The following is a 20,246-nucleotide window of genomic DNA, read 5'->3' as shown; positions in this document are numbered from 1 at the left end:
GCAGAAAGGCCAGCCCTACCAAGTGTAATCCATATTTAACCAAAACCTCCATACCCGTGGAGGTTATTCGTGTTGGTCGGAAAAAGTATACCACGAAAAGAGAACTCATCCAACCAGAAATGCTTGACAAACATTAGCTGGTTTTTGTTTTACAGAACTATTGGAACAATTCATTCCACTAAAACTCCAGTTATAATTGCAAAATACAATTGACGAAAGCTGATTTATATTTTATATTAACTTATGAAAAGTAACTTATTTATGAATATACAGTCACCCTGTAATTCTACTTCAACAGTATGCAATTAAATAATCCGTTTTCAACGCATATACACAATTAAACGAGCACCCATATTATCTATTATCAGGAGGAAACAATCATGAATACAACATATCAAATGCCTGCCACAACCCATCTGGGTGAAGTGAGTCTGCGAATTATGAACCTAGACCGTTCAATTAAGTTCTATACCGAAGTGGTTGGATTAAAATTACTGGAGCGTAGTGGCAAAGTGGCCACGTTGACAGCCGACGGAAAACAGTCCCTGCTGCGATTGGAAGAGCTCACGGATGGAATTACCCTGCCGGAACGCTCACACGCTGGCTTGTATCATTTCGCCATCCTTCTGCCTGACCGCAAGTCCCTGGGTCTTGCTCTTCGTAATCTGGCTGCATCCGGTATCGATATCGGCCAAGGCGATCACTTGGTCAGCGAAGCCTTCTATATCTCCGATCCCGATCAGAACGGGATTGAGATCTATGCCGACCGTGCACGTGATACCTGGAAACGGGATAGCGACAATAACTACGTGATGGCAAGTGATCCTGTTGATGTGGAAAGCCTGTTTGCCATCTCGGAGAATGAACCTTGGCAGGGCCTGCCTGCTGGCACCGTTATTGGTCATGTACATTTCCACGTCCGCAGCCTGGAAGAAGCACGCAACTATTACACCGGCATACTCGGTTTTGATATCGTGGGTAACTTCGCCAACATGTCAGCACTCTTTGTATCCGCAGGTGGCTATCATCATCATCTGGGACTTAATATCTGGGCGGGAGTGAACGCACCTGTTAATCCAGATAACGCTACAGGAATTGACTACTTCACCATTGTGTACGCCACACAGGAACAATTGGATCAGGCACTTGAACAATTGCGTCAATCCGGTGCAGTCGTTACCCAAGTGGAGGGTACCTGGTTTACGGTAGACCCACAAAATATTCGTATACGTCTGACAACTGCGAACTGATTTTGTTTAGGCGTTACAATATGTTTGCTTAACCTCATTTTATTAAGCCCGGGTAACTGATTTCTCTACATCACAGAGAGATCAGTTACCCGGGCTTTTTGAGTTGGCTTTTATAAAACTGGCACAATTGGTGCATTCTAACCAATACATAGACAAGATATGTTAAGGAGATACCTCATGATCGAAAAGGGACGTTTGACTGTTAGACAGCTCGCTTCACTCATGTTCCTGTGCACAATTGGGGAGCAGATTCTGGTCTTCCCTTCCATGATCACATCCTACGCTCATCAGGATGCCTGGTTATCAGCCTTATTGGGAGTCGCAGGGGGCTTGGGATTACTCTTCATTATGCTAGTTGCCTACAAACTGCATCCCCGGTTAAATCTGATTCAAAATGCCCTTCGAACTCTGGGACCCTGGATCGGAACCTTGTTTGGCTCTTTTTATCTCTTTTATTTCCTGATCAGTACCTCAACGTTCATTAGGGAGATTGGCGATTTTATGTCTACTCAGATCTTGCCGGAATCTCCATTACTGATTCTGCATTTGGTTTTTATGTGTGCGCTTGTCTGGGGGCTTCTGTCGGGTCTGGAGAGCATTGGTAAAACTGCTGAGGTCTTTCTTCCTCTGATCGTGTTGTTTCTGCTTATTCTGACGGTGTGTCTAATCCCCCATGTACGTTTGGCCAACATCCAACCTGTGCTGGCACAAGGATTTCTTGATCCATTCAAAGGTTTTGTTGCTGTACTCACATATCCCTACTGTGAGCTATGCATCTTCATGATGCTTTTTCCCTACACTAAAAATGAGCCCCATCTGGAGAAGGACATTCTGTTAGCAGGGATGATTGGCGGATTGTTACTCACACTGACGCTAAGTATGTGTCTGCTCGTCATGGGACCATGGATGACCCAGCATCACTGGTTCGCTTCATTCAACCTTTCACAGAAGATCAATATCGGAAACTTTATGCAACGCATCGAAGCTTTCATAGCATCGGTCTGGATTATTGCTGTTTTCTTCAAAGCCGCTCTGTTCTTCTACGGTTTTGTCCTGGGCGTCGCTCATCTGTTTCGCTTGTCCAGTCACCGTTCTCTGATCCTGCCGGGTGCCATGCTTATTCTCGCCATGTCTATTCTAATCTCTCCGAACGAGAACTTTTATCTCAAGGTCGTTATTCCCTATTGGATTGATTGGGATCTGACCTGTGGCATAGCACTTCCGTTACTGCTCATTCTGGTGCATCATATGAAATCCCGTTTTCAAAAAATATAACTAAATTCCGAATTAACCTGCGCTAATTGGTTGATACGAGAGAGGAGTTCCCCATGTTCAAACCGCTGATTCCGTTCGAACCCATATCCAGAGATACTTTGCCCACAGGGCCGCAATGGATTGCCCAGGTCAAGTGGGATGGAGTCCGCATGCTTGCCTATGAGGATGGGCATGAGCTGCGCCTGGTGAATCGCAGATTACATGATCGAACCGCACAGTATCCCGAACTGGTAACACCACGCAATCTGTGTTCAGGCTCCTCCTATATCTTGGATGGAGAAGTTATTGCGCTGGACCCGGATACCGGAAAACCTTCGTTTTATCACGTTCTTCGGCGGGATCGGATGAGCAGACCCGAAGGTATCGCCCAAGCCATACATCAGATTCCGGTCACATATATGGTATTTGATATCCTGTTCTATGAGGGGAAATGGGTGACGGATCAGCCTTTGGCAGATCGACAGCGCCTGTTGCACGAGGTCCTTAACAACGCTCCCCATGTTCAGGAGGTCACCAATACACTTGATGCCGCTTCCCTGCTTACGGTCATGAGACAACATCAGATGGAAGGCATTGTCTGCAAGGATCTCACCAGCAGTTATGGCATACAGGGCAAGGACCAGCGCTGGCAGAAAGTCAAAATCATGCATGACGTATATGCCATGATCGGGGGAGTCACGTACCGGAGCGGTATTGTGAACGCCGTCGCGGTCGGTGTATATGATGGGCCTGATTTTGTCTATATTGGTCATGTTGGGACTGGCAAATTGAACTCCAATACGTGGCGGGAACTCACACATCAAGTCGAGCCTCTGATCAGGCAGGACAGGCCGTTCCATAATGTACCCGAGCGCAGTGCAGAGACCACCTGGGTCGAACCGCGAATAGGAGTCAAAGTGCAATATATGGAGCTGACTCATCATAATACTCTACGCCATCCCAGTATTCAGACCTTCGCGGATGTAACCCGTGAGGATTGTCTGGCGAACCAGCTTCTTCAATGAATCAGTCCAAGATTGATTACACGTATAGGAGGTATTCCATATGGCCCCCAAGATCCAGGGAACCATCATAATAGAAGGCATAGAACTGACGGTCACGAACCCAGACAAGCTGTTATGGCCGGATGCAGGTGTCACCAAAGCCATCTATTTGCAAAAGCTGGCCGCTCTGGCTCCTTATCTGCTCACGTATACGAGCAATCGACTTCTCACCACAATAAGGTATCCTCACGGTGCTGGAGGGACATTTTTCTATCAAAAGAATGCCCCTGAGCCTGTACCAGATTATGTGCGCACTGAAGTTCACGACGGCATCCGCTATGTAGTCATGAATGGACTTCCCGAATTGTTATGGCTTGGCAATCTGGCCGCACTTGAATTTCATCCTTCTCTGCATGCTGTGGGGAGCCATCTTCCCAGTGAATGGATGATTGATCTGGACCCCTCTCAGGAACATGAACCCCGGATCATGCAAGCTGCACTCATCGTTGGCGAAACCCTGACTTCCCTTGGTCTGAGGTCGATTCCCAAAACTTCGGGCGCAACAGGCGTTCAGATCATCGTTCCGATTATTCAAGGTGTAACCTTTGATGAATTACGAGATATCGGTTATTTTGTGGGCAAATATGTCACTCAAAAGCACCCGGATCTGTTCACACTGGAACGACTTAAAAAGGACCGTGGAGACCGCATTTATTTTGACTACCTCCAGCATTACGGTGGCAAGACCCTTGCCGCTCCCTATACACCACGTGCCAAATCCGGCGCCACTGTCTCCACACCCCTTACCTGGGAAGAGGTTAGAAGTAACGTCTCCATCCAGGATTACCATCTGATGAACATTATTGAACGTTTGAACCAAACCGGTGATTTAATCGCAGCTGTTGAACCCCAACCGGTAGAGCTCATTCTCAAACATTTGAAGAAAAAATAGCCGACTCCCTCATCACAAGGGTGTCGGCTATTATCATTCATGCGTATATCAATCGCTAATGGATACCTTTTTTCTTGAAACGTCCGCCCTTCACGTCATGAATGTTACCGATCGCCACAAAAGCTTGCGGGTCCCAATCTTCAACGATGGTCTTCAGCTTCGCTTCTTCCAAACGGGTAATCACGACAAAAATGATCTTTTTCTCGTCCCCGCTGAATCCGCCCTCTCCATCCAGGAAAGTTACACCACGACCAAGACGGTCTGTCAGGGCTGAACCGATATCACGATATTTCTCACTAATGATCCATACCGATTTGGACTGGTCAAGTCCTTCATTCACAATATCAATCATCTTCATCGCAATATAATATGCAATCATGGAATACAGGGCATTCGGCCAGCCGAATACAAATCCTGCACCTGCGAAAATAAACACGTTAATGAACAATACGATCTGTCCTACAGACAAAGGTGACTTCTCACTAAGCAAGATCGCCACAATCTCCGTACCATCCAGTGAACCGCCAGACCGAATGACAAGTCCAACACCCACACCCAGGATCAATCCGCCAAATACAGCTCCGAGCAAAGGCTCCCCTGGTGTTAATGCAGGCACACGGTGCAATAATGATGTCCCGATGGACATGACCACGATCCCCAGCAGTGTGGATAACGCAAATGTTTTACCTATCTGCTTGTAACCCAGAATCAGGAAAGGCAAGTTAAGCAAGGTCAGGAATACTCCGAGTGGCAGATGTGTAAGTTCTGACACCATAATTGAAATCCCCGTAATCCCACCATCAATAACACCATTCGGTACGAGAAACACTTCAAGCGATACAGCCATTAGTGCAGCACCGATCAGAATCATCACAATACGTTGCAGCAGCTTTAATGTAAACACCGAGCTTTTGACCCCGCGGTCAGCTTGCTTGGCTGTTAGTTCTTTCACCGTTACATTGGACATGGTATCCCCCCCGTTAAATCAATGTGTGAATCCATTTTATAAATCATTTAAATACTCAGGGTGAATCTACATATGGAGAACAGCAAACTGCGTTCTATATGTACCCTGGCTATACAGCGCAAGCATCTAAAGGCGATATAAAATGGATTCAAAATGTTATTCATCCCGGTTTGCACTTTCAAAAGAGAGCAAAAGGGAGCCTGTTTTCCCGCAGACTCCCCTCCTTCGCCAAGACATGATTTATATATCTATTATATCATAAAAGATCAAATTTGCGCAAAATACTTAGCAAAAAGAAGATAAATTCACAAAAAGTGAACTTATCTTCAGAAATCTGCCCTAAATCGGCTAAAGAAGCGGTGAAAGCATCCGAGAAAGCATTTCTGCGCCTTTTTGCCGTCGTGAACGCTTCTGAAATACCTCCCCATCGATCTGACTGCATTCCCCGAGATCACGTTCAAAATCAGTGATCAAACGACGAATCGGAGAGGACTCGAACAGGACAGCCGTTAACTCAAAATTGCAAAAAAAACTGCGCATATCCATATTGGCCGTGCCTACCGTTGCAAGCAACTCATCCACAATCATCACTTTGGCATGTACAAAACCTTTGCGATATTGGAAAAACTCAACACCTGCTCGCAGAAGTTCCTCTACATATGAAAGGGATGCCAAATGAACAAGCTTTGAATCGGATTGATATGGAATGATAATTTTCACATCAACGCCACTGACAGCAGCTGTTTTGAGTGCCTCATACAGGGCAGGATCAGGGATAAAATAAGGTGTGGTAATGTATATCCGTTCACAAGCTACCGAAATGGCCCCAAAACACATTTCCTGAATGGCATCCCAGTCCTGATCCGGCCCACTGGCCAGAATCTGAATTCGTTCTTCCCCGCTACAGATATGTGGTGGAAATAATTCCGCAAGCTGGGGTTCGGTAATTCGCTCACCGGAAGCTAATTTCCAGTCGTTCAGGAACGTACTTTGTAGGAAGTACACGGCATCTCCCTCAATCTGCACATGTGTATCCCGCCAGAAACCAATCTCCGGATATTGTCCAAGATAATCATCGCCTACATTGATGCCACCTACGAAACCAACCTGTCCATCCACAACAACAATTTTACGGTGATTCCGGTAGTTGACTCTTCGGTCAATCGTGGCAATCAGTGGCGGTAGAAAATAATGGAATTCCACACCTGCATCTTGCAGTTTGCGGATAAAGCTCCAGCTCATCTTGTGACTTCCGAGACCGTCACAAATAAACCGAACCTTCACGCCCTCCTGTGCCTTGCGAATCATGACATCCTGAAACTTGGTGCTGATGACATCATCACGAAAAATGTAAAATTCCACATGCAGATGGTGCTTTGCTTTTTCCATTTCCCTCAGCATTGCCGCAAATGCCTCTTCACCATTTGTGAGCACCGTACTGTGGTTACAACCTGTAATCGGGCTCTCCGACAGATGGGATAACAGGTTAAACAATCGATGCTGGTGGCTGAAACGATCGCCAGGCATCTGTTCGACATCTCCAATGATGTGGGCTTGTTCCCAGATCGTTTCCTTCATTTCACGGAAGATGCGCGATCCACCCTTACGGAGTTTTTTTCGTTTGTTATAATCCTGCGCCACGAAATAGTACACTACAAAACCGATCAAAGGCACGCAGAACAAAATAAACAGCCAAGCCACAGCTTTAGCCGGATTACGAAATTCCAGCAAAAGAATTGTGGCTGCCTGGAAAATAAATACGAGTAATATAATGACCAGCCAGAACATTCGGCTTCCTCCTCAAGTGGCAAGCTTCGTGGCCTTGCCTTTCTCTCACCTACACATCTTTGACGATTATGTATACAGCTAATCATAGATACCCAATGTACCCCCTATTCGTAACGTTTGCTTAGATAAAACTTTACATAAGCAGACGGATTACTTGATTCTGGAAATTCAAATTTCAACTTCGTTCATTGTATATTCTGACTGTGTTACCTTCTACATATCAGTTTAATGATGGAACAGATTCGCATTGTGACGCCAATCTGCTCATTCTACCTTCCAGACTCTTCCTCATTTCTTTGTCTGGAGGTGGTCTTCTTACGTAAAATTAGATATAATAATCGTTAAAAACTTATTACTTAAAGGAGAACAGTAGTGAATGGACAGTGAGAGGTATGCGTTAAATTTAGTATTGGTTGCGATTTTGATAGGACTTTCGGCGTTTTTTGTAGCAGTGGAATTCGCTCTGGTACGGGTTCGTCCGAGCCGGATCGATCAAATGATTGCAGAAGGAAACAAGCGTGCGCTGGCTGTTAAACAAGCCGTTGCCAATCTGGACGGATATTTGTCTGCCTGCCAGCTTGGAATCACGATCACATCTCTGGGACTGGGCTGGCTGGGTGAACCAACGGTAGAGAAGATTCTCCACCCTGTGTTTGAAAGCTTGCAAATTCCTGAGGCGGTTTCTTCATTCTTATCATTTGTAATTGCGTTTGCTTCCATCACGTATCTGCATGTTGTGGTTGGTGAACTCGCTCCAAAAACGATTGCAATCCGGAAAGCCGAGACTGTTGCACTGCTGACGTCTACACCTATCATCTGGTTTAACCGAATTATGTATCCTTTTATCTGGCTGTTAAACGGCTCAGCGAACCAACTGGTGAAACTGTTCGGAATCAAACCTGCTTCTGAACATGAAGATGCACACTCCGAAGAAGAGTTGCAGATCATCATTAATGAAAGCTTTGAAAGTGGTAAAATCAACCAAGCCGAATTCGGTTACGTAAGCCGGATCTTTGCTTTTGATGAGATGTTAGCCAAAGAAATCATGGTACCCCGGACCGATATGGTCTGCCTTTATGTGAATAGAACAAATGAGGAAAACCTGGAGATCATTCGTGAAGAACAATATACACGTTTTCCAGTAGTGAATGAGAGTAAAGACGATATCATCGGTATCATTAATACGAAACAATTCTTCCTGGAACTTTACGGAAACGATGAACCTGTTGATCTATCCTCCCTAATTCAGCCTGTATCGGCTGTTCACGAAACAACTCCTGTGAAGGACTTGCTCAAGAAAATGCAGAAGGATGGCGTACATATCGCCGTACTTGTCGACGAATATGGAGGAACTTCCGGAATTGTAACCATCGAGGATGTGCTTGAGCAGATTGTTGGTGAGATTCGCGACGAGTTCGACGCAGACGAAGTGGAAGATATTCAAGTCATCAATGAGAACTATGTCATTATGGATGGCAAGGTTTCCTTATCAAAGGTGAACGACATGTTTATGTCCAGCCTGGATGCAGATGAGTGGGACACCATTGGTGGATGGCTCTACAGCCATCGTCCCGAGATGAACGAACAGGAAGAATATGAGTTCGAGAATCTAATCTTTGTTTTGCTGGAAAAAGACAAAAATCGGTTCTACAAAGTGGCCGTTGTTCCCAAGGAACCACTGACCATGTCTGATTATACTGATGAAGACGAGAAAGAGTCCAATTGGTCTAAATAAAGCAAATTTATAAATAAAAAGAGGAGCACTTGCCTATTTGGGTAAGTACTCCTCTTCTTATTATATCTCGCCCTATCCGTCACTTCTCCAAGTTATCATTCAACCCAAGAATGGAACTCCCATTTTTAGTTTGATTTTAATACCCACTTCGCAATATCATTGATAATGGCTTTGGAGACATTAGATGGCTCAACGTACTCTTGACCGATCGAAAGTCCATCATAGCTGGATAAAAGATGATTTACCTTTGGATAGCTATTGTACGTTACATTGGAATGACCTTGAAGAGACGATTTCCAGGTTTGGAATTGATTCATAGACACTTGCACATCGTTTTCGCCTTGTATAACAAGCATAGGTGTATTTTGTGTTTTAGCCAGTTCCGCAGGCACATAATCTCTCTGCTCAAACCACCAATAAGCAGGTTGAAGTGGAAACGCCTCAGGAAGATGATCTACAGAATATTTTGGATCTTTAACCATCGCAGCCACATTTTTATAAAAATCAGCTTGCCCTTGAATGACATCCGTGTCTAAACCAAGCTGCTTCATCCGCTCTACTAATTCGTCCTGCTGCTCGGTAAGCACATCCGCAAAGCTACTACTTGGTGCAGCAAGTAGAATACTTCCTGCAATATCATGTTGTTTATCCTCAGCAATGATTAATGGCATTGCAAACCCGCCTTGACTATGTCCAGCTACAAAAATCGCTGTAGAATCAATATGTGCATTCTTTTTAAGCAATTCCAATGCATCGTTTACCTGATCTACGCTCTCTTGTTTTAATGTGAATTTAGGCTGTGAAGCCACCTTATAGGTATGCTCATACGTGACTTTATCGTATCTTAATACAGCAACTCCTTGTGAAGCTAAACCTACCGCAAGATCGCGAAACGGCTTTGCACCACCAATGGCAGCATCTTGATTGCTAGGCCCAGATCCGTGTACCAGAATGACAACCGGGAAAGGTCCCTCTCCCTTGGGCAAAGTTAATGTCCCTGGCAAAGCTAAATCACCCTGACCAACCGTAATGTCTTGTTCTGTATAGGTAGATGGGTCGTCGTAGCTTGGTTTTTGATACACATCTGGCGTAGCGGCGGCAATATGCAAATCATCCACAAGTCCGTTATGATTCATTCTGACCGTAATATTTAAACGAGTTAGCTCTGTTTTGAACGTATAGGTAACATTGCGATGCACTGTATTATTTTCTACATGCTTAGCTATGGCTTCACTTGTAATTTTGCCATTTTGTCCTTCTAAAGCTCCCCACAGCTGACTCAACAACGTGGGTGACAACACTCCACTCACAGAGGTATGAACATACTTGGCAGCCTCCTTGCCATCGCCCTCACTAATAAGGGAAATGAATATATCCTCAGGTGCTGCCTTCAGCGTCTCAGAAAGAAATGCCCCATCCATAAAGGTAACTCCTTTCGTTAACTGAACAGGATTGTCTAAGGATATGGCTTGCCCATTCACCATCGCCTGTTTCTCTCCTACCTTGACTACAATCGTAAGCTCACTTTTTCGTATTGTGATTTCTCCTGTCTTTTGTTGCCAAGATACCTCTGCCCCATTCTTTTCTGCAATCTCACGAATAGGAACAAGATTTTCACTACCAGCGGATTTTTCAGCAGCTTCTGAGATGGATGTTACCGGAAGGATGAGAGCTACGAAAGTAAGAGAAAGTAATAGCTTTTTCCAATTGTTCATTGTAATAACTCCTCCTAATAATTAATTTCATCTATTATATGCATAGCATTATGAGCATTTATTTGCTCAGGACTATGCTTATAACAACAATAGCAAAATGATGAATAACAACAGGACCCAAGATAGTGGACGAGCGAAGTTAATTGTCCAGCCTATTCCATAACGCTTTTCTATGGTTAAAGAAGGATCATTGGAATTGAAGTAAATAAACCCAAGCTTCCAATAATCATCGTCATTCACAGGCTGCTCCTTAGATCGTTCATGATCCTCTTGTTGATTACGAATTTTCCCACCGCCTTGTCTGCCTGTGAGAGACAGCCATACAACACCTAACACGATCACCACAGGAGTGATGAAGCTAATAGCTGTTAACAAGACCAGATTAGGGACGAACATATTGATCTGAATGAAGGCAAATAAGATGGTAAGAAGTAAGCCTGTTACAAGCGTAAATAGCGACCATTTACGGCGGAATTGAATATTTTCAGTAGCAAATTGGCCCGGATTAGACGTAGTAAGCTGTTGTTTGCTTGATTTAATACTCCAGTTAACCAACATCATAAGTGCAATGATTCCTAGCTGTACAAGATTAATAGCCAGTACCGAGAAGTAGGTTTTAGGCACACTGGAAGTGACATGGCCCTGAAGATCATATTTTATTGGGATGACGTTAGGTAGTGCCTTATAATTCAGGATCGAAATAATCGCAATGGCTACAATAATAGCCATGTGAATGAGAAACCAATAGTTGGAATAAGTGAGTTTATTTTGGCGGAAGGTGGTATCGATTTTAACTCTTTGAGGTGCTTCTACAGTTGTAAGTGTTCCTTTTATCTTTTTCATCTTGAAATGAAATAAGATGTGTAGCGCTGCCCAGTACACAATAAATATCATTGTGCTAACACCGGTAATCATTGCGGTAGCATCTTCATTAGCAGATCGGAGAAAATACAGACAGACAAGTATAATCATCCCGTTTCCGATCAGACTTACTGTAGCAAACGTACTTCTTAGCTTACGTAAGATGGGTGTGTAGTAATTATATTGACTTACCGTAACCCCAAAGCTAATGGTTTCCCTTGTCAGATATGGTGTAAAGGATAGAAGTAAGGCTAATGGAGCAAAGATTAAAATGATAGGTAATATACTAAATAGCTGCATACATAACACACTCCCTTGATTCTTTACTCTTTGTTGTGACCCATCTTCACATCATCATACATTTGGTCTAACACCGCAGATAATTCTTCTTTAGTCATTCCACGACAGATCGCTTCCGCAATAATCGGTCTTAATTCTCTTTGCTGCTTTTTCAAAAAATCATCCGTTAAACCAGGCATTCCATCAGGGTTCACTACAACTCCCTTTTGTCTATGAACCAGAATGTATCCATCTTGCTTGAGTAGTGTATAAGCCTTGTTGACGGTGTGAAGGTTAACACCGATATCTGCGGCCAAATTCCGAACCGAAGGTAACGCCTCACCTAGCTGTAACTCACCACTAGCAATACCTTCAATAATTTGATAAACAAGTTGCGAATAGATGGGAAGTTCGGATTGCATATCCAGTTGAATAATCAAGGGTTCACCTTCTTTTGTTGTCTGTTATATATCAAGTATAACAGGTATAACATGAGTGAGCAATATGTATGAAAAAAAGCCGCCTACCAATGGCGAGGGCAAACTTACCCGACCCTTCACCATTGATATGCGGCTTATCCTGTTGAGCTTATCGATGTGATTCAAGAACAAACATTAGTAGTGGCACATGACAGCGTTGTATTTCAAATTCCATTTAAGTTTCAGTCTTATCTTCGACAATCCGATAATGGATTTTGCGAACTATAATTTTCAGAATCATATATAGGGGAATCACGATGATCATACCCAAGATATTTCCCAGGTCAGCACCCACGAGCAAAAGGATAACGGTAGTCAGTGGATGAATATCGAGCTGTTTGCCATAGACATACGGTGAGATCAGGTTATCCTGAATTTGCTGTGCGATTACAATGATGACCAGTGACCAGATCGCCATCGAAGGTGATTCGATAAACGCAACAATGACAACCGGAATAGCTGCCAGCAAAGCACCCACATAAGGGATGAAGTTCAGAATAATGGATACAACCGTCAAGAGAAGTGCATATGGCAACCCAAGAAAGAGAAAACCGATGTACATCAGAATCCCCAAGGCTACATTAACAATAACCCGGCCAACAATATAGTTACTTAGTGCTTCATCAATCTCATGGACGGTTTCTTCCCCATCCTTCCGATAATGTCTTGGCAACAATAAGGTCAGATTCGTTCCAAACTTGCTGCCTTCCTTGAGCATGTAATACAACATGATCGGGAACGTTGCCAGAATAATAACCAGATTGGATACCACGGAGAATAACCCGGAGACATAATTGGTTACCTGAGTGATCCCTTGACTCAGAACATCGGATAATCGTGAGAATAGATTGGAATCATCAGGCAGGTATCTGGATACAACATTGCTCTTTTCAAGTGCATTCAACTGATCGCTGAGTGAAGTAACCAACGCTGGAGCATTCTCTACGAAATTCATCAATTGTTCACGCAGGGAAGGCCATACAAGCACACTAAAACCTGCAAGTATTAGTGCAATTACGACATAAATAATCAGAACTGATAATGCACGTTTGATCTTATGCCTTTCCATATAATCGACGAGCGGGCGCAGCAGATAATAGAAGAAACCAGCAATCAGCAGCGGAATGATGATGATGTGAATCAGTGAGGTCAGCGGGCTGAAAATAAAGTTCACTTTTTCCCCCAGATACACGATGAGCAGCAGCAGAATAATCGCTGTGCATATGCGGTAGAACTTGTTATTTATCAAGAAACGTGATCCCTCCATGCGCTGCTCTGCCAAAGTGACTGCGGCGTTCATATGTATATCTAGTCATTTACTTATGATACTAAGTACCCTTAAATGACAGTCATGCCACAGGCGATGCTGAATATACACTTATTTTCTTTCCAAAACAAACATTGGAGCAAAAAAAAGAAGCAGGCGTTAGCCTGCCACATCTCTTTTGCTGAATACAACCCAGGAAATCACCATGAAAATAACGTAATACACCGCCAGAACTGCAATGGAGAAACCCAGTGTCATTCCTGCACTCGGACCACCCATTAGCGCAAAATCTGCCCCGGAGGTCATGTATTTGCTAAGATCCATGTTGTTGAATAGAACATACTTGGCCCACTCATAACGGACCGGATTGAATATGAGTGAGAAGATACTCTGTGAGAACATAATGAACAGAGATAATCCAATCGCAAGTGCACCTGAACGAAATACGGAGGACACCATAAAGGCAATCGCAAGCGTAATGAACAGATCAACGTACAGATATCCCCATAACGTCAGAGCATTCGTAGCCGGACTACCGCTTCCTCCCGGAGCATCATGCGAGAAAAGGATATAAGACGTTAGCATGGCCATCGCGATGATCAGCAATGTACTGACAATACTGAAGCCAACGACGGTCAGATATTTGGAAGCAAGAACTTTGCTTCGTGACCATGGACGGATCAGCAACAGCTTAATGGTTCCCCAGGTAAATTCGCCCGCAACCGATTCCGCTGCAATCACGACACAGAAGATCGTGTTCAGGAAAAACGTAATCTGGATGGTCGTTACAGCCGCTTCCCAGTACAAAACTTCATTGGACCCCATCCCTTCTCGCAGTAACACTGGCATTAATAGCGAGATCAGCGCCAGAATTGATAACATGATCCAGGTACGGGGACGACGGAAAATTTTCATATTCTCGTTCAATATCAGATTACCAAAACTACCCAATGCCTCCACCCCCAGTGACTTGCAAGAATTGTTCTTCCAGGGTGTGAGTCACGTTACGAATACCGTATACCTGAAACCCTTCGCTAACTAGCTTGGCATTGATATCCGGAATCTGCTCACGAGACACTCGCACCACCAGGACATTGCCCTGTACGATAGCACCCTGAATCAGATCCGCAGCGCGGTCAGCATCATTCAGCTCAAAAGCAACTTCGATTAATGCATCCGAACCGGCTTCAGCCCGAAGGTTTCTTACATCAATCAACTTGCCGTTCTGGATGATGGCTACGGTATCACACATCAGCTCCATCTCCGACAATAAATGACTGGATACAAAGACCGTAATGCCTTCCTCTTGGGTGAGCTGACGCAAATAATCTCTCAGTTCCCGTATACCCTGTGGGTCCAAACCATTGGTCGGCTCATCAAGTACAAGCAGCTTCGGTTTATGTAATATCGCTTGCGCGACCCCCAGACGCTGGCGCATGCCAAGTGAATAGGTTTTGACCTTATCGTGAATACGGGCTGTGAGCCCCACACGCTCAATTGTTTCCGCAATACGTTCCTTCGTAACTCCCGGCGACATGCGGGCAAAGTGAACGAGATTTTGGTACCCGGTCAGAAACTTGTACATTTCCGGATTTTCCACAATAGCTCCTACCTGGGCTACCGCCTGCTCAAATTCATTTTTCACACTGTGTCCCGAGATGAAAATATCACCTTTACTGATGGACATCAGTCCAACCATCATTCGAATCGTCGTTGTTTTTCCCGCGCCATTAGGTCCTAAAAAACCAAAAACCTGCCCCGGAGAAATATCCAGAGTCAGGTCGCTGACCAATGATCGGGAGGATATGATCTTGCTGACGCCCTGAATCCGGACGACCGGCTCCTGCTGCATTCAATCCCCTCCTTCATGGACGAGCACATCATTCATGCCCGTTTCTCATATGCACATAGTGTATCATAATCTTTAGTATATTGTCCCGCAAACTGGGATTTCCCCTGACGTTTCGCTTCAACTACACACGCTTCACAGCATCCAAGCGGCATTTCACTCCGGTAGAATCCGGTGCGAAATACGTGATTGCCTCCATTGCCCTCTTCCTTCATTTCGACAGAGCTTCTAGTGACCGACACAATCATCCCACAACTGACACAGTAAAAGCGGCCCGTTTCGATCAATGATATTCCTTCCCCTCACAAGGAGCTTAGAAGTCCTTGTTATTTGTCGTTAGACGCTGAAAATTGATACATTTTGTATCTATCTCGTAATTTACTTGACACCGGGACTAATGTCAAGGCTTTAAAGCTATAAAAACAAGCAAAACACAAAAAAAGCTCCAAAAATGCGACAAAAGTCTCGCATTTATGGAGCCTCATGTTAGGTAAATGATACAATTCGGTTCAATGTATGGGTTAATACTATTTCCTGATCAGTCACTATTGTCGACCTGCGAGGTATCCTCGTTTTTCTGATTTGGATAATACCAAAGTAAGGTCCACTCATCGCCATCCTCTACCAGATAACAGGTCTGCACAATATCGAATTGGCCAAAGGTACCTGAGTACTTCTGGGTGACCCGGATTCTGTAGGCTTCAGAAAATGGCTTAACGCCATCGATCACGGTTACATCGAACTCGCGCTCCGGCTTTTCCATCTCCAGCTCAAACGTTTCCACGCCAAAGTGCTGCATAAATATATGTGCTCTGTTCTGTACGTAAGCACTCTTGGGAAACCGCTCTTTCATCAGGGGATGAAAGAGTTCCCATGAACTGCCGAAGTCACCCGTCTGCTCATATTTGTAAAACTCTTCGGCAACAGCAGCAGCTTCATCCGATGTATCTGCCTGAAACAAATACGGAATGGTTCTGGCAATCAACCACAGCAATAATACAATGATCGCGATGAAGCCGATCTTTTTGAGCAAAGCATTCCGGTTCCTTCTTCGCAGCATGTCCAGTCCTCCTTGTCCTACTCCATACTTATGATGGATAGCAGACAAGTAGAAGTTGAACGATACATCTAATTTCCTGGGAAATCACGTTCTTTAGCGATGAGAGTGTCTAAATGACCTTAATTTCCGATAGATCGCTACGCCCGCTATCCATAACATAACACCACAGAGACCACCAATCAGATCAACTCCCACATCTCGAATGGAAGCTGTCCGATTGGGGCTGAATTGCTGGATATATTCATCAATTGATGCGATCACAATCACAGTAGCCAGTGCAATTCCTATACAGGTTTTCATACCACTTCTTCGATAACGCATGCCACAATAGACAAGTACGGCTAGCACAGCATAAACAAATACATGCGCACTTTTACGAAATATGAACTCGGCAAAGTCATAGGGTCGTTCATTCAGTGAATAATGATGCTCACCATAAGTGAACTGGATATCAGGCAAGCTTAATACCCATTGGATCTGCTCAGACCATTGATGAAGCCAAGGCTGAATTGTTTGTTGCTGATAGGATTGTGCGGACATGGACCAGATGAACAAAATCCACGATATAATCAGAAGCACGGAGATCAGGTATCCATATCTTCTTCGCTTATGATTACGTCGCCTACGCCGGGAGCCCTCCCCTATTAGGATTGTAATCACCACTTTCATATCTCTTTCTATACTTCTTATAGAGCCAAGTAATGTTTATTGAACAAAATAGCCTGTAAATAATCCACGACCATTCGTACCTACATAGACCTTTCCATACGTCTGGCGGTCAGCTTCCATCACTTGGGGCTCATTACCGATACCGATCCCTGTTGCTGGTGTGATATTTTCCCAGGTGAGTCCCATATTGTCGGAACGGAAAAATCCTTTGACCTGATTGACCGTGCCATAGATAAAGACAGCAGGAGTAACTCCGCCCGATTTCCCTTTTCCAAAAGCAAATAATTCGGACGATTGTACATTTTGTATTTTGGTGAAAGCAGCACCGGAAGTATGTGAAGCATACAAGCCTGCTCCCCCAAGACTCACCCAAACTACATTTTCCATTCCTGGCGCAGCTTCCACCTTGATTTTCTCACTTTGCGGCAATGCAACTATGTTCGCCTTAACCCAGTTAGCTCCACCGTTAGTTGTTCGATACAAATGTCCAGCGTAATACGTATAAAACTTATTCCCATTTGTTCGATCAGCTGCCAGCGTCTGATTATACGTGAATATGGAATCGCCACCTGTATTGTTTGACGGGAGTCCATTCATACTTTGCCAGGTTACACCCTTATTTGTGCTCCTCACTGCGTTGCCTTTCTGCGGCAAATAAATAATCAAATTCGAATTCGAAGCCGAGTAAGCTACACGCCCCAATTGAGAGCCAGCAGGAACATCCACAGGGGTAGTCGTCAGTCCATTATCGGTTGACACAAATAGCTTGGTGATGGTTCCATACCAATCGTTGCTCCCCAAATAAATGATCTGATTGGGATCTGCCTCGTGATAATCGATGCTTACCACTTCCTGCATGCCTGCAAGTGGAAGCTTTTGGATAGGTGTATTGAATATATCCGAATGCCTGAATCCTACCTGATCAGCCACACCACTAAAAAAAGCGGCTCCTTGAGGTGGTGTCGCAGCTGAAAGGGCAACGACTTCCTCATGTCCATCTGTAATCGCGTCCCATTGGGTCATCGGTTGTGTGATGTCATCTGTTTTAAATACACCTGACCAGTCGGAGGCATATACTCTACCAGGATGATGTGGATCAAATACTATACTTGATGTCGCCGAAAAAAACATATTAGATGACCACCATGGAGGTCTGTCGTTCAACGTTTTGTTCACGCTGGTCCAGGTTTGACCACTATTGGCGGAGCGATATAAGGGTAAGTTACTGCCACCCGTTCGAACAGCCGCCAGAATGTGATTATCATTGGAGGGATCAATACTAATACCATAGTAGGATGAATATTCCGAACTCGGGGTAATATTAGTCCATTGTTTACCATTATATTTCAGGATTCCACGGTTATCTGTTGTCACATACAAAATTCCGCTTTTGGAAACCGTCATCCGAGCTGTACTCTCCGGGCTATTTCTAATCAATTCCCAAGTCATCTGGCCATTGCTACGTTTCATTTTGGCAAAGATTCCAATGCCTCTTACACCGGCATACACAACTTGCTCATGCTTAGCTGCCGGGTTAACTCCATATACAACACTCCGAATCCCCTGCCCTGAGAGACCATAGGGAACTTCACGTACTTGGCTCCATGTATCTCCGCCATTACTGGATGTATATAATCCATCGTATCTTGTACCTACATGCAGATAGTTTGAGTTTGATGGGTTGACAGCGATACTCTCCCCCATGGCCCTATGAATATTTCCATTGGAAACATTACGAAGATTTAATCCCATTCGGGTCCACGTTGCGCCCCGATCTGTCGACTTCAAAATGTCACTGGGACTCCCATTCGCATACTTTCCGGCAGCAAGATAGATGATATCCGGATTCTGATGATCCAGTGCAATCCCATCAATGCCGTATAGATTACTTTCGCCCGACTCAATATGATCCAATAAAGGAATCCACCTGTTATTTATGGGATCGAGCCGATAGACACCACCAATATCCGTACGAGCATAGACCAAATCAGGTTCCGTTGGGTGAACAACAACCGCTGTAACGTAACCTCCACCGCCAATGGGTATCTGATCCCATTGATAACTTTCAGCAGACTGAACAACATTTTGGGTTGTCGGAATCATAAGTGTATACATTAAAATGACGATCAATACCAATTTAGGCAGCCTGAACATACGCATGTGGTTCACCCCTTATCCATTTAACCGGAGTGTTCTTTGATCAACTGATGTATCCGATTCTTCTCAGACTGTTCCACCATGTAGTAATATACTCCGTCGATTTTCTTACCTGTACCTTTAATTTCAACCGATTCTACATGTTCCAGCACGTTGCGATAATTACTGAGCATCTGCTTCATCTCATCAAATGAAATGTCTGTTTTGACATGTTCGCTTACTTCTCCAAGCAATGACTCCAACTGAAATACAGTAGATATCTGAACGGTGTTTTTCAATACCTGTTTGATAATTTCACGCTGCCGGTCATTTCGCCCAAGATCACCCTTGGGATCATCATAACGCATGCGTGAAAATCCCAGTGCACTTGCACCATCCAAGTGGAGGGTGCCCTTCTCAAATCGATGACCCTCATATTCAAAGGCAAAAGGATTGTGGACATCTACCCCACCAACCAAATCGATAACTTTAGCAAATCCTTCCATATCCACTTTCAAATAATAGCCCATGGGGACTCCGAGGAATTGTTCAACCGTTTGTACAGACATGTTCACACCGCCAAAGGCATAGGCATGGTTGATTTTGTCCTCTGTTCCATGCCCTACGATGCTCGTGCGCGTATCGCGAGGGATATTAAACATGAGCACAGAATTTTGAGCTGGATTCACACTGAGCACGATCATGGTGTCGGAGCGTCCATGATCATTGGCTCGCTCATCCACACCCAAAATCAGGGCGTTGAACGGTTCCTGATTCTCCATGTCTATGGGGAACCTGCCTCCTCCCCTGTTATCCACAATAGATACCTGTTTGATCGGTTCCCGGGGCTCATAGATGTTGTCTGCAGCTGATTTTACATGGAGGTACAGATAGATTGCGTACCCAACTACAATGGCTATCATAAAGATAAGAACTGCTAACGTAATTTTGATCCCCAGTTTGAGTTTCATGTTCATGCCC

At 44.4% G+C, this 20,246-nt stretch carries 18 protein-coding genes; 5 read left to right on the top strand and 13 right to left on the bottom strand.

The window, feature by feature from the left end; all coding sequences use genetic code 11:
* Nucleotides 1-380: 380 nt before the first annotated feature.
* The 4 genes from AC1DE7_RS27320 (at nucleotide 381) to ligD (ending at nucleotide 4,460) form a co-directional block, all read left to right on the top strand.
* The gene (locus AC1DE7_RS27320; protein ID WP_477535602.1) at nucleotides 381-1,250 is read left to right on the top strand and encodes a VOC family protein; all 870 of its coding nucleotides are present in this window, start codon (nucleotides 381-383) and stop codon (nucleotides 1,248-1,250) included.
* A gap of 177 nt (nucleotides 1,251-1,427) precedes the next feature.
* Nucleotides 1,428-2,525, top strand: coding sequence for a GerAB/ArcD/ProY family transporter (locus AC1DE7_RS27315; RefSeq protein WP_477535601.1), 1,098 nt, complete (start codon nucleotides 1,428-1,430; stop codon nucleotides 2,523-2,525).
* Nucleotides 2,526-2,578: 53 nt separating this feature from the next.
* Nucleotides 2,579-3,529 (top strand): ATP-dependent DNA ligase, encoded by a 951-nt coding sequence (locus AC1DE7_RS27310; RefSeq protein ID WP_477535600.1) that lies wholly within the window; start codon nucleotides 2,579-2,581, stop codon nucleotides 3,527-3,529.
* Nucleotides 3,530-3,569: 40 nt separating this feature from the next.
* On the top strand, nucleotides 3,570-4,460 hold the full coding sequence (gene ligD, locus AC1DE7_RS27305) for a non-homologous end-joining DNA ligase (RefSeq protein ID WP_477535599.1): 891 nt from the start codon (nucleotides 3,570-3,572) through the stop codon (nucleotides 4,458-4,460).
* A 55-nt stretch (nucleotides 4,461-4,515) separates the two neighbouring features.
* Here the strand turns inward: ligD and AC1DE7_RS27300 are convergent, their stop codons facing one another.
* Nucleotides 4,516-5,427, bottom strand: a complete 912-nt coding sequence (locus AC1DE7_RS27300) for a YitT family protein (protein ID WP_282319107.1) — start codon at nucleotides 5,425-5,427, stop codon at nucleotides 4,516-4,518.
* A gap of 348 nt (nucleotides 5,428-5,775) precedes the next feature.
* Nucleotides 5,776-7,215 carry a cardiolipin synthase gene (gene cls, locus AC1DE7_RS27295; protein ID WP_338707995.1) on the bottom strand — a complete coding sequence of 480 codons (1,440 nt, stop codon included), beginning with the start codon at nucleotides 7,213-7,215 and terminating at the stop codon, nucleotides 5,776-5,778.
* Nucleotides 7,216-7,591: 376 nt separating this feature from the next.
* On the opposite strand from cls, the gene AC1DE7_RS27290 reads away from it, so the two are divergent.
* Nucleotides 7,592-8,950 carry a hemolysin family protein gene (locus AC1DE7_RS27290; protein WP_307414592.1) on the top strand — a complete coding sequence of 453 codons (1,359 nt, stop codon included), beginning with the start codon at nucleotides 7,592-7,594 and terminating at the stop codon, nucleotides 8,948-8,950.
* 125 nt (nucleotides 8,951-9,075) lie between these two features.
* Here the strand turns inward: AC1DE7_RS27290 and AC1DE7_RS27285 are convergent, their stop codons facing one another.
* The 11 genes from AC1DE7_RS27285 to AC1DE7_RS27235 all read right to left on the bottom strand — a co-directional run bounded on the left by AC1DE7_RS27285 (nucleotide 9,076) and on the right by AC1DE7_RS27235 (nucleotide 20,236).
* Nucleotides 9,076-10,665: an alpha/beta hydrolase family protein gene (locus AC1DE7_RS27285; protein ID WP_477535598.1), complete on the bottom strand. Its 1,590-nt coding sequence runs from the start codon at nucleotides 10,663-10,665 to the stop codon at nucleotides 9,076-9,078.
* A 78-nt stretch (nucleotides 10,666-10,743) separates the two neighbouring features.
* The gene (locus tag AC1DE7_RS27280; RefSeq protein WP_477535597.1) at nucleotides 10,744-11,826 is read right to left on the bottom strand and encodes a DUF1648 domain-containing protein; all 1,083 of its coding nucleotides are present in this window, start codon (nucleotides 11,824-11,826) and stop codon (nucleotides 10,744-10,746) included.
* A gap of 23 nt (nucleotides 11,827-11,849) precedes the next feature.
* Complete coding sequence (locus AC1DE7_RS27275; protein WP_036611299.1) at nucleotides 11,850-12,245, bottom strand: GntR family transcriptional regulator; 396 nt, start codon at nucleotides 12,243-12,245, stop codon at nucleotides 11,850-11,852.
* A gap of 214 nt (nucleotides 12,246-12,459) precedes the next feature.
* Entirely contained in the window at nucleotides 12,460-13,533 is a 1,074-nt protein-coding gene (locus tag AC1DE7_RS27270) for an AI-2E family transporter (RefSeq protein ID WP_127551206.1), read from the bottom strand.
* A 177-nt stretch (nucleotides 13,534-13,710) separates the two neighbouring features.
* A complete protein-coding gene (locus AC1DE7_RS27265; RefSeq protein ID WP_036611300.1) occupies nucleotides 13,711-14,502 on the bottom strand; it encodes an ABC transporter permease in 792 nt (263 codons plus the stop codon).
* Nucleotides 14,495-15,403, bottom strand: a complete 909-nt coding sequence (locus AC1DE7_RS27260; RefSeq protein ID WP_036668930.1) for an ABC transporter ATP-binding protein — start codon at nucleotides 15,401-15,403, stop codon at nucleotides 14,495-14,497. The genes AC1DE7_RS27265 and AC1DE7_RS27260 overlap by 8 nt, the downstream gene beginning before the upstream one ends.
* Before the next feature lie 32 nt (nucleotides 15,404-15,435).
* Nucleotides 15,436-15,687, bottom strand: coding sequence for a hypothetical protein (locus tag AC1DE7_RS27255; protein ID WP_127551208.1), 252 nt, complete (start codon nucleotides 15,685-15,687; stop codon nucleotides 15,436-15,438).
* Between the two features lie 251 nt (nucleotides 15,688-15,938).
* Nucleotides 15,939-16,460, bottom strand: a complete 522-nt coding sequence (locus tag AC1DE7_RS27250; protein WP_036611303.1) for a hypothetical protein — start codon at nucleotides 16,458-16,460, stop codon at nucleotides 15,939-15,941.
* Nucleotides 16,461-16,553: 93 nt separating this feature from the next.
* Nucleotides 16,554-17,039, bottom strand: coding sequence for a VanZ family protein (locus AC1DE7_RS27245; RefSeq protein ID WP_164783416.1), 486 nt, complete (start codon nucleotides 17,037-17,039; stop codon nucleotides 16,554-16,556).
* Nucleotides 17,040-17,165: 126 nt separating this feature from the next.
* Nucleotides 17,166-19,289: a YCF48-related protein gene (locus AC1DE7_RS27240; protein ID WP_127551212.1), complete on the bottom strand. Its 2,124-nt coding sequence runs from the start codon at nucleotides 19,287-19,289 to the stop codon at nucleotides 17,166-17,168.
* Between the two features lie 20 nt (nucleotides 19,290-19,309).
* The gene (locus AC1DE7_RS27235; RefSeq protein WP_477535596.1) at nucleotides 19,310-20,236 is read right to left on the bottom strand and encodes an LCP family glycopolymer transferase; all 927 of its coding nucleotides are present in this window, start codon (nucleotides 20,234-20,236) and stop codon (nucleotides 19,310-19,312) included.
* Between the last annotated feature and the right edge of the window lie 10 nt (nucleotides 20,237-20,246).

It is taken from the genome of Paenibacillus sp. 10L310 (assembly GCF_056395745.1).
This window is presented reverse-complemented; position numbering and strand designations above follow the sequence as displayed.

Bases quoted from the DNA above. Each gene is read 5' to 3' on its own strand.
- AC1DE7_RS27320 (WP_477535602.1), top strand. From the start codon at position 381: ATGAATACAACATATCAAATGCCTGCCACAACCCATCTGGGTGAAGTG.
- AC1DE7_RS27315 (WP_477535601.1), top strand. From the start codon at position 1,428: ATGATCGAAAAGGGACGTTTGACTGTTAGACAGCTCGCTTCACTCATG.
- AC1DE7_RS27250 (WP_036611303.1), bottom strand. From the start codon at position 16,460: ATGCTGCGAAGAAGGAACCGGAATGCTTTGCTCAAAAAGATCGGCTTC.
- AC1DE7_RS27240 (WP_127551212.1), bottom strand. From the start codon at position 19,289: ATGCGTATGTTCAGGCTGCCTAAATTGGTATTGATCGTCATTTTAATG.
- AC1DE7_RS27235 (WP_477535596.1), bottom strand. From the start codon at position 20,236: ATGAAACTCAAACTGGGGATCAAAATTACGTTAGCAGTTCTTATCTTT.
- AC1DE7_RS27260 (WP_036668930.1), bottom strand. From the start codon at position 15,403: ATGCAGCAGGAGCCGGTCGTCCGGATTCAGGGCGTCAGCAAGATCATA.
- AC1DE7_RS27310 (WP_477535600.1), top strand. From the start codon at position 2,579: ATGTTCAAACCGCTGATTCCGTTCGAACCCATATCCAGAGATACTTTG.
- AC1DE7_RS27290 (WP_307414592.1), top strand. From the start codon at position 7,592: ATGGACAGTGAGAGGTATGCGTTAAATTTAGTATTGGTTGCGATTTTG.
- AC1DE7_RS27300 (WP_282319107.1), bottom strand. From the start codon at position 5,427: ATGTCCAATGTAACGGTGAAAGAACTAACAGCCAAGCAAGCTGACCGC.
- cls (WP_338707995.1), bottom strand. From the start codon at position 7,215: ATGTTCTGGCTGGTCATTATATTACTCGTATTTATTTTCCAGGCAGCC.
- AC1DE7_RS27285 (WP_477535598.1), bottom strand. From the start codon at position 10,665: ATGAACAATTGGAAAAAGCTATTACTTTCTCTTACTTTCGTAGCTCTC.
- AC1DE7_RS27280 (WP_477535597.1), bottom strand. From the start codon at position 11,826: ATGCAGCTATTTAGTATATTACCTATCATTTTAATCTTTGCTCCATTA.
- ligD (WP_477535599.1), top strand. From the start codon at position 3,570: ATGGCCCCCAAGATCCAGGGAACCATCATAATAGAAGGCATAGAACTG.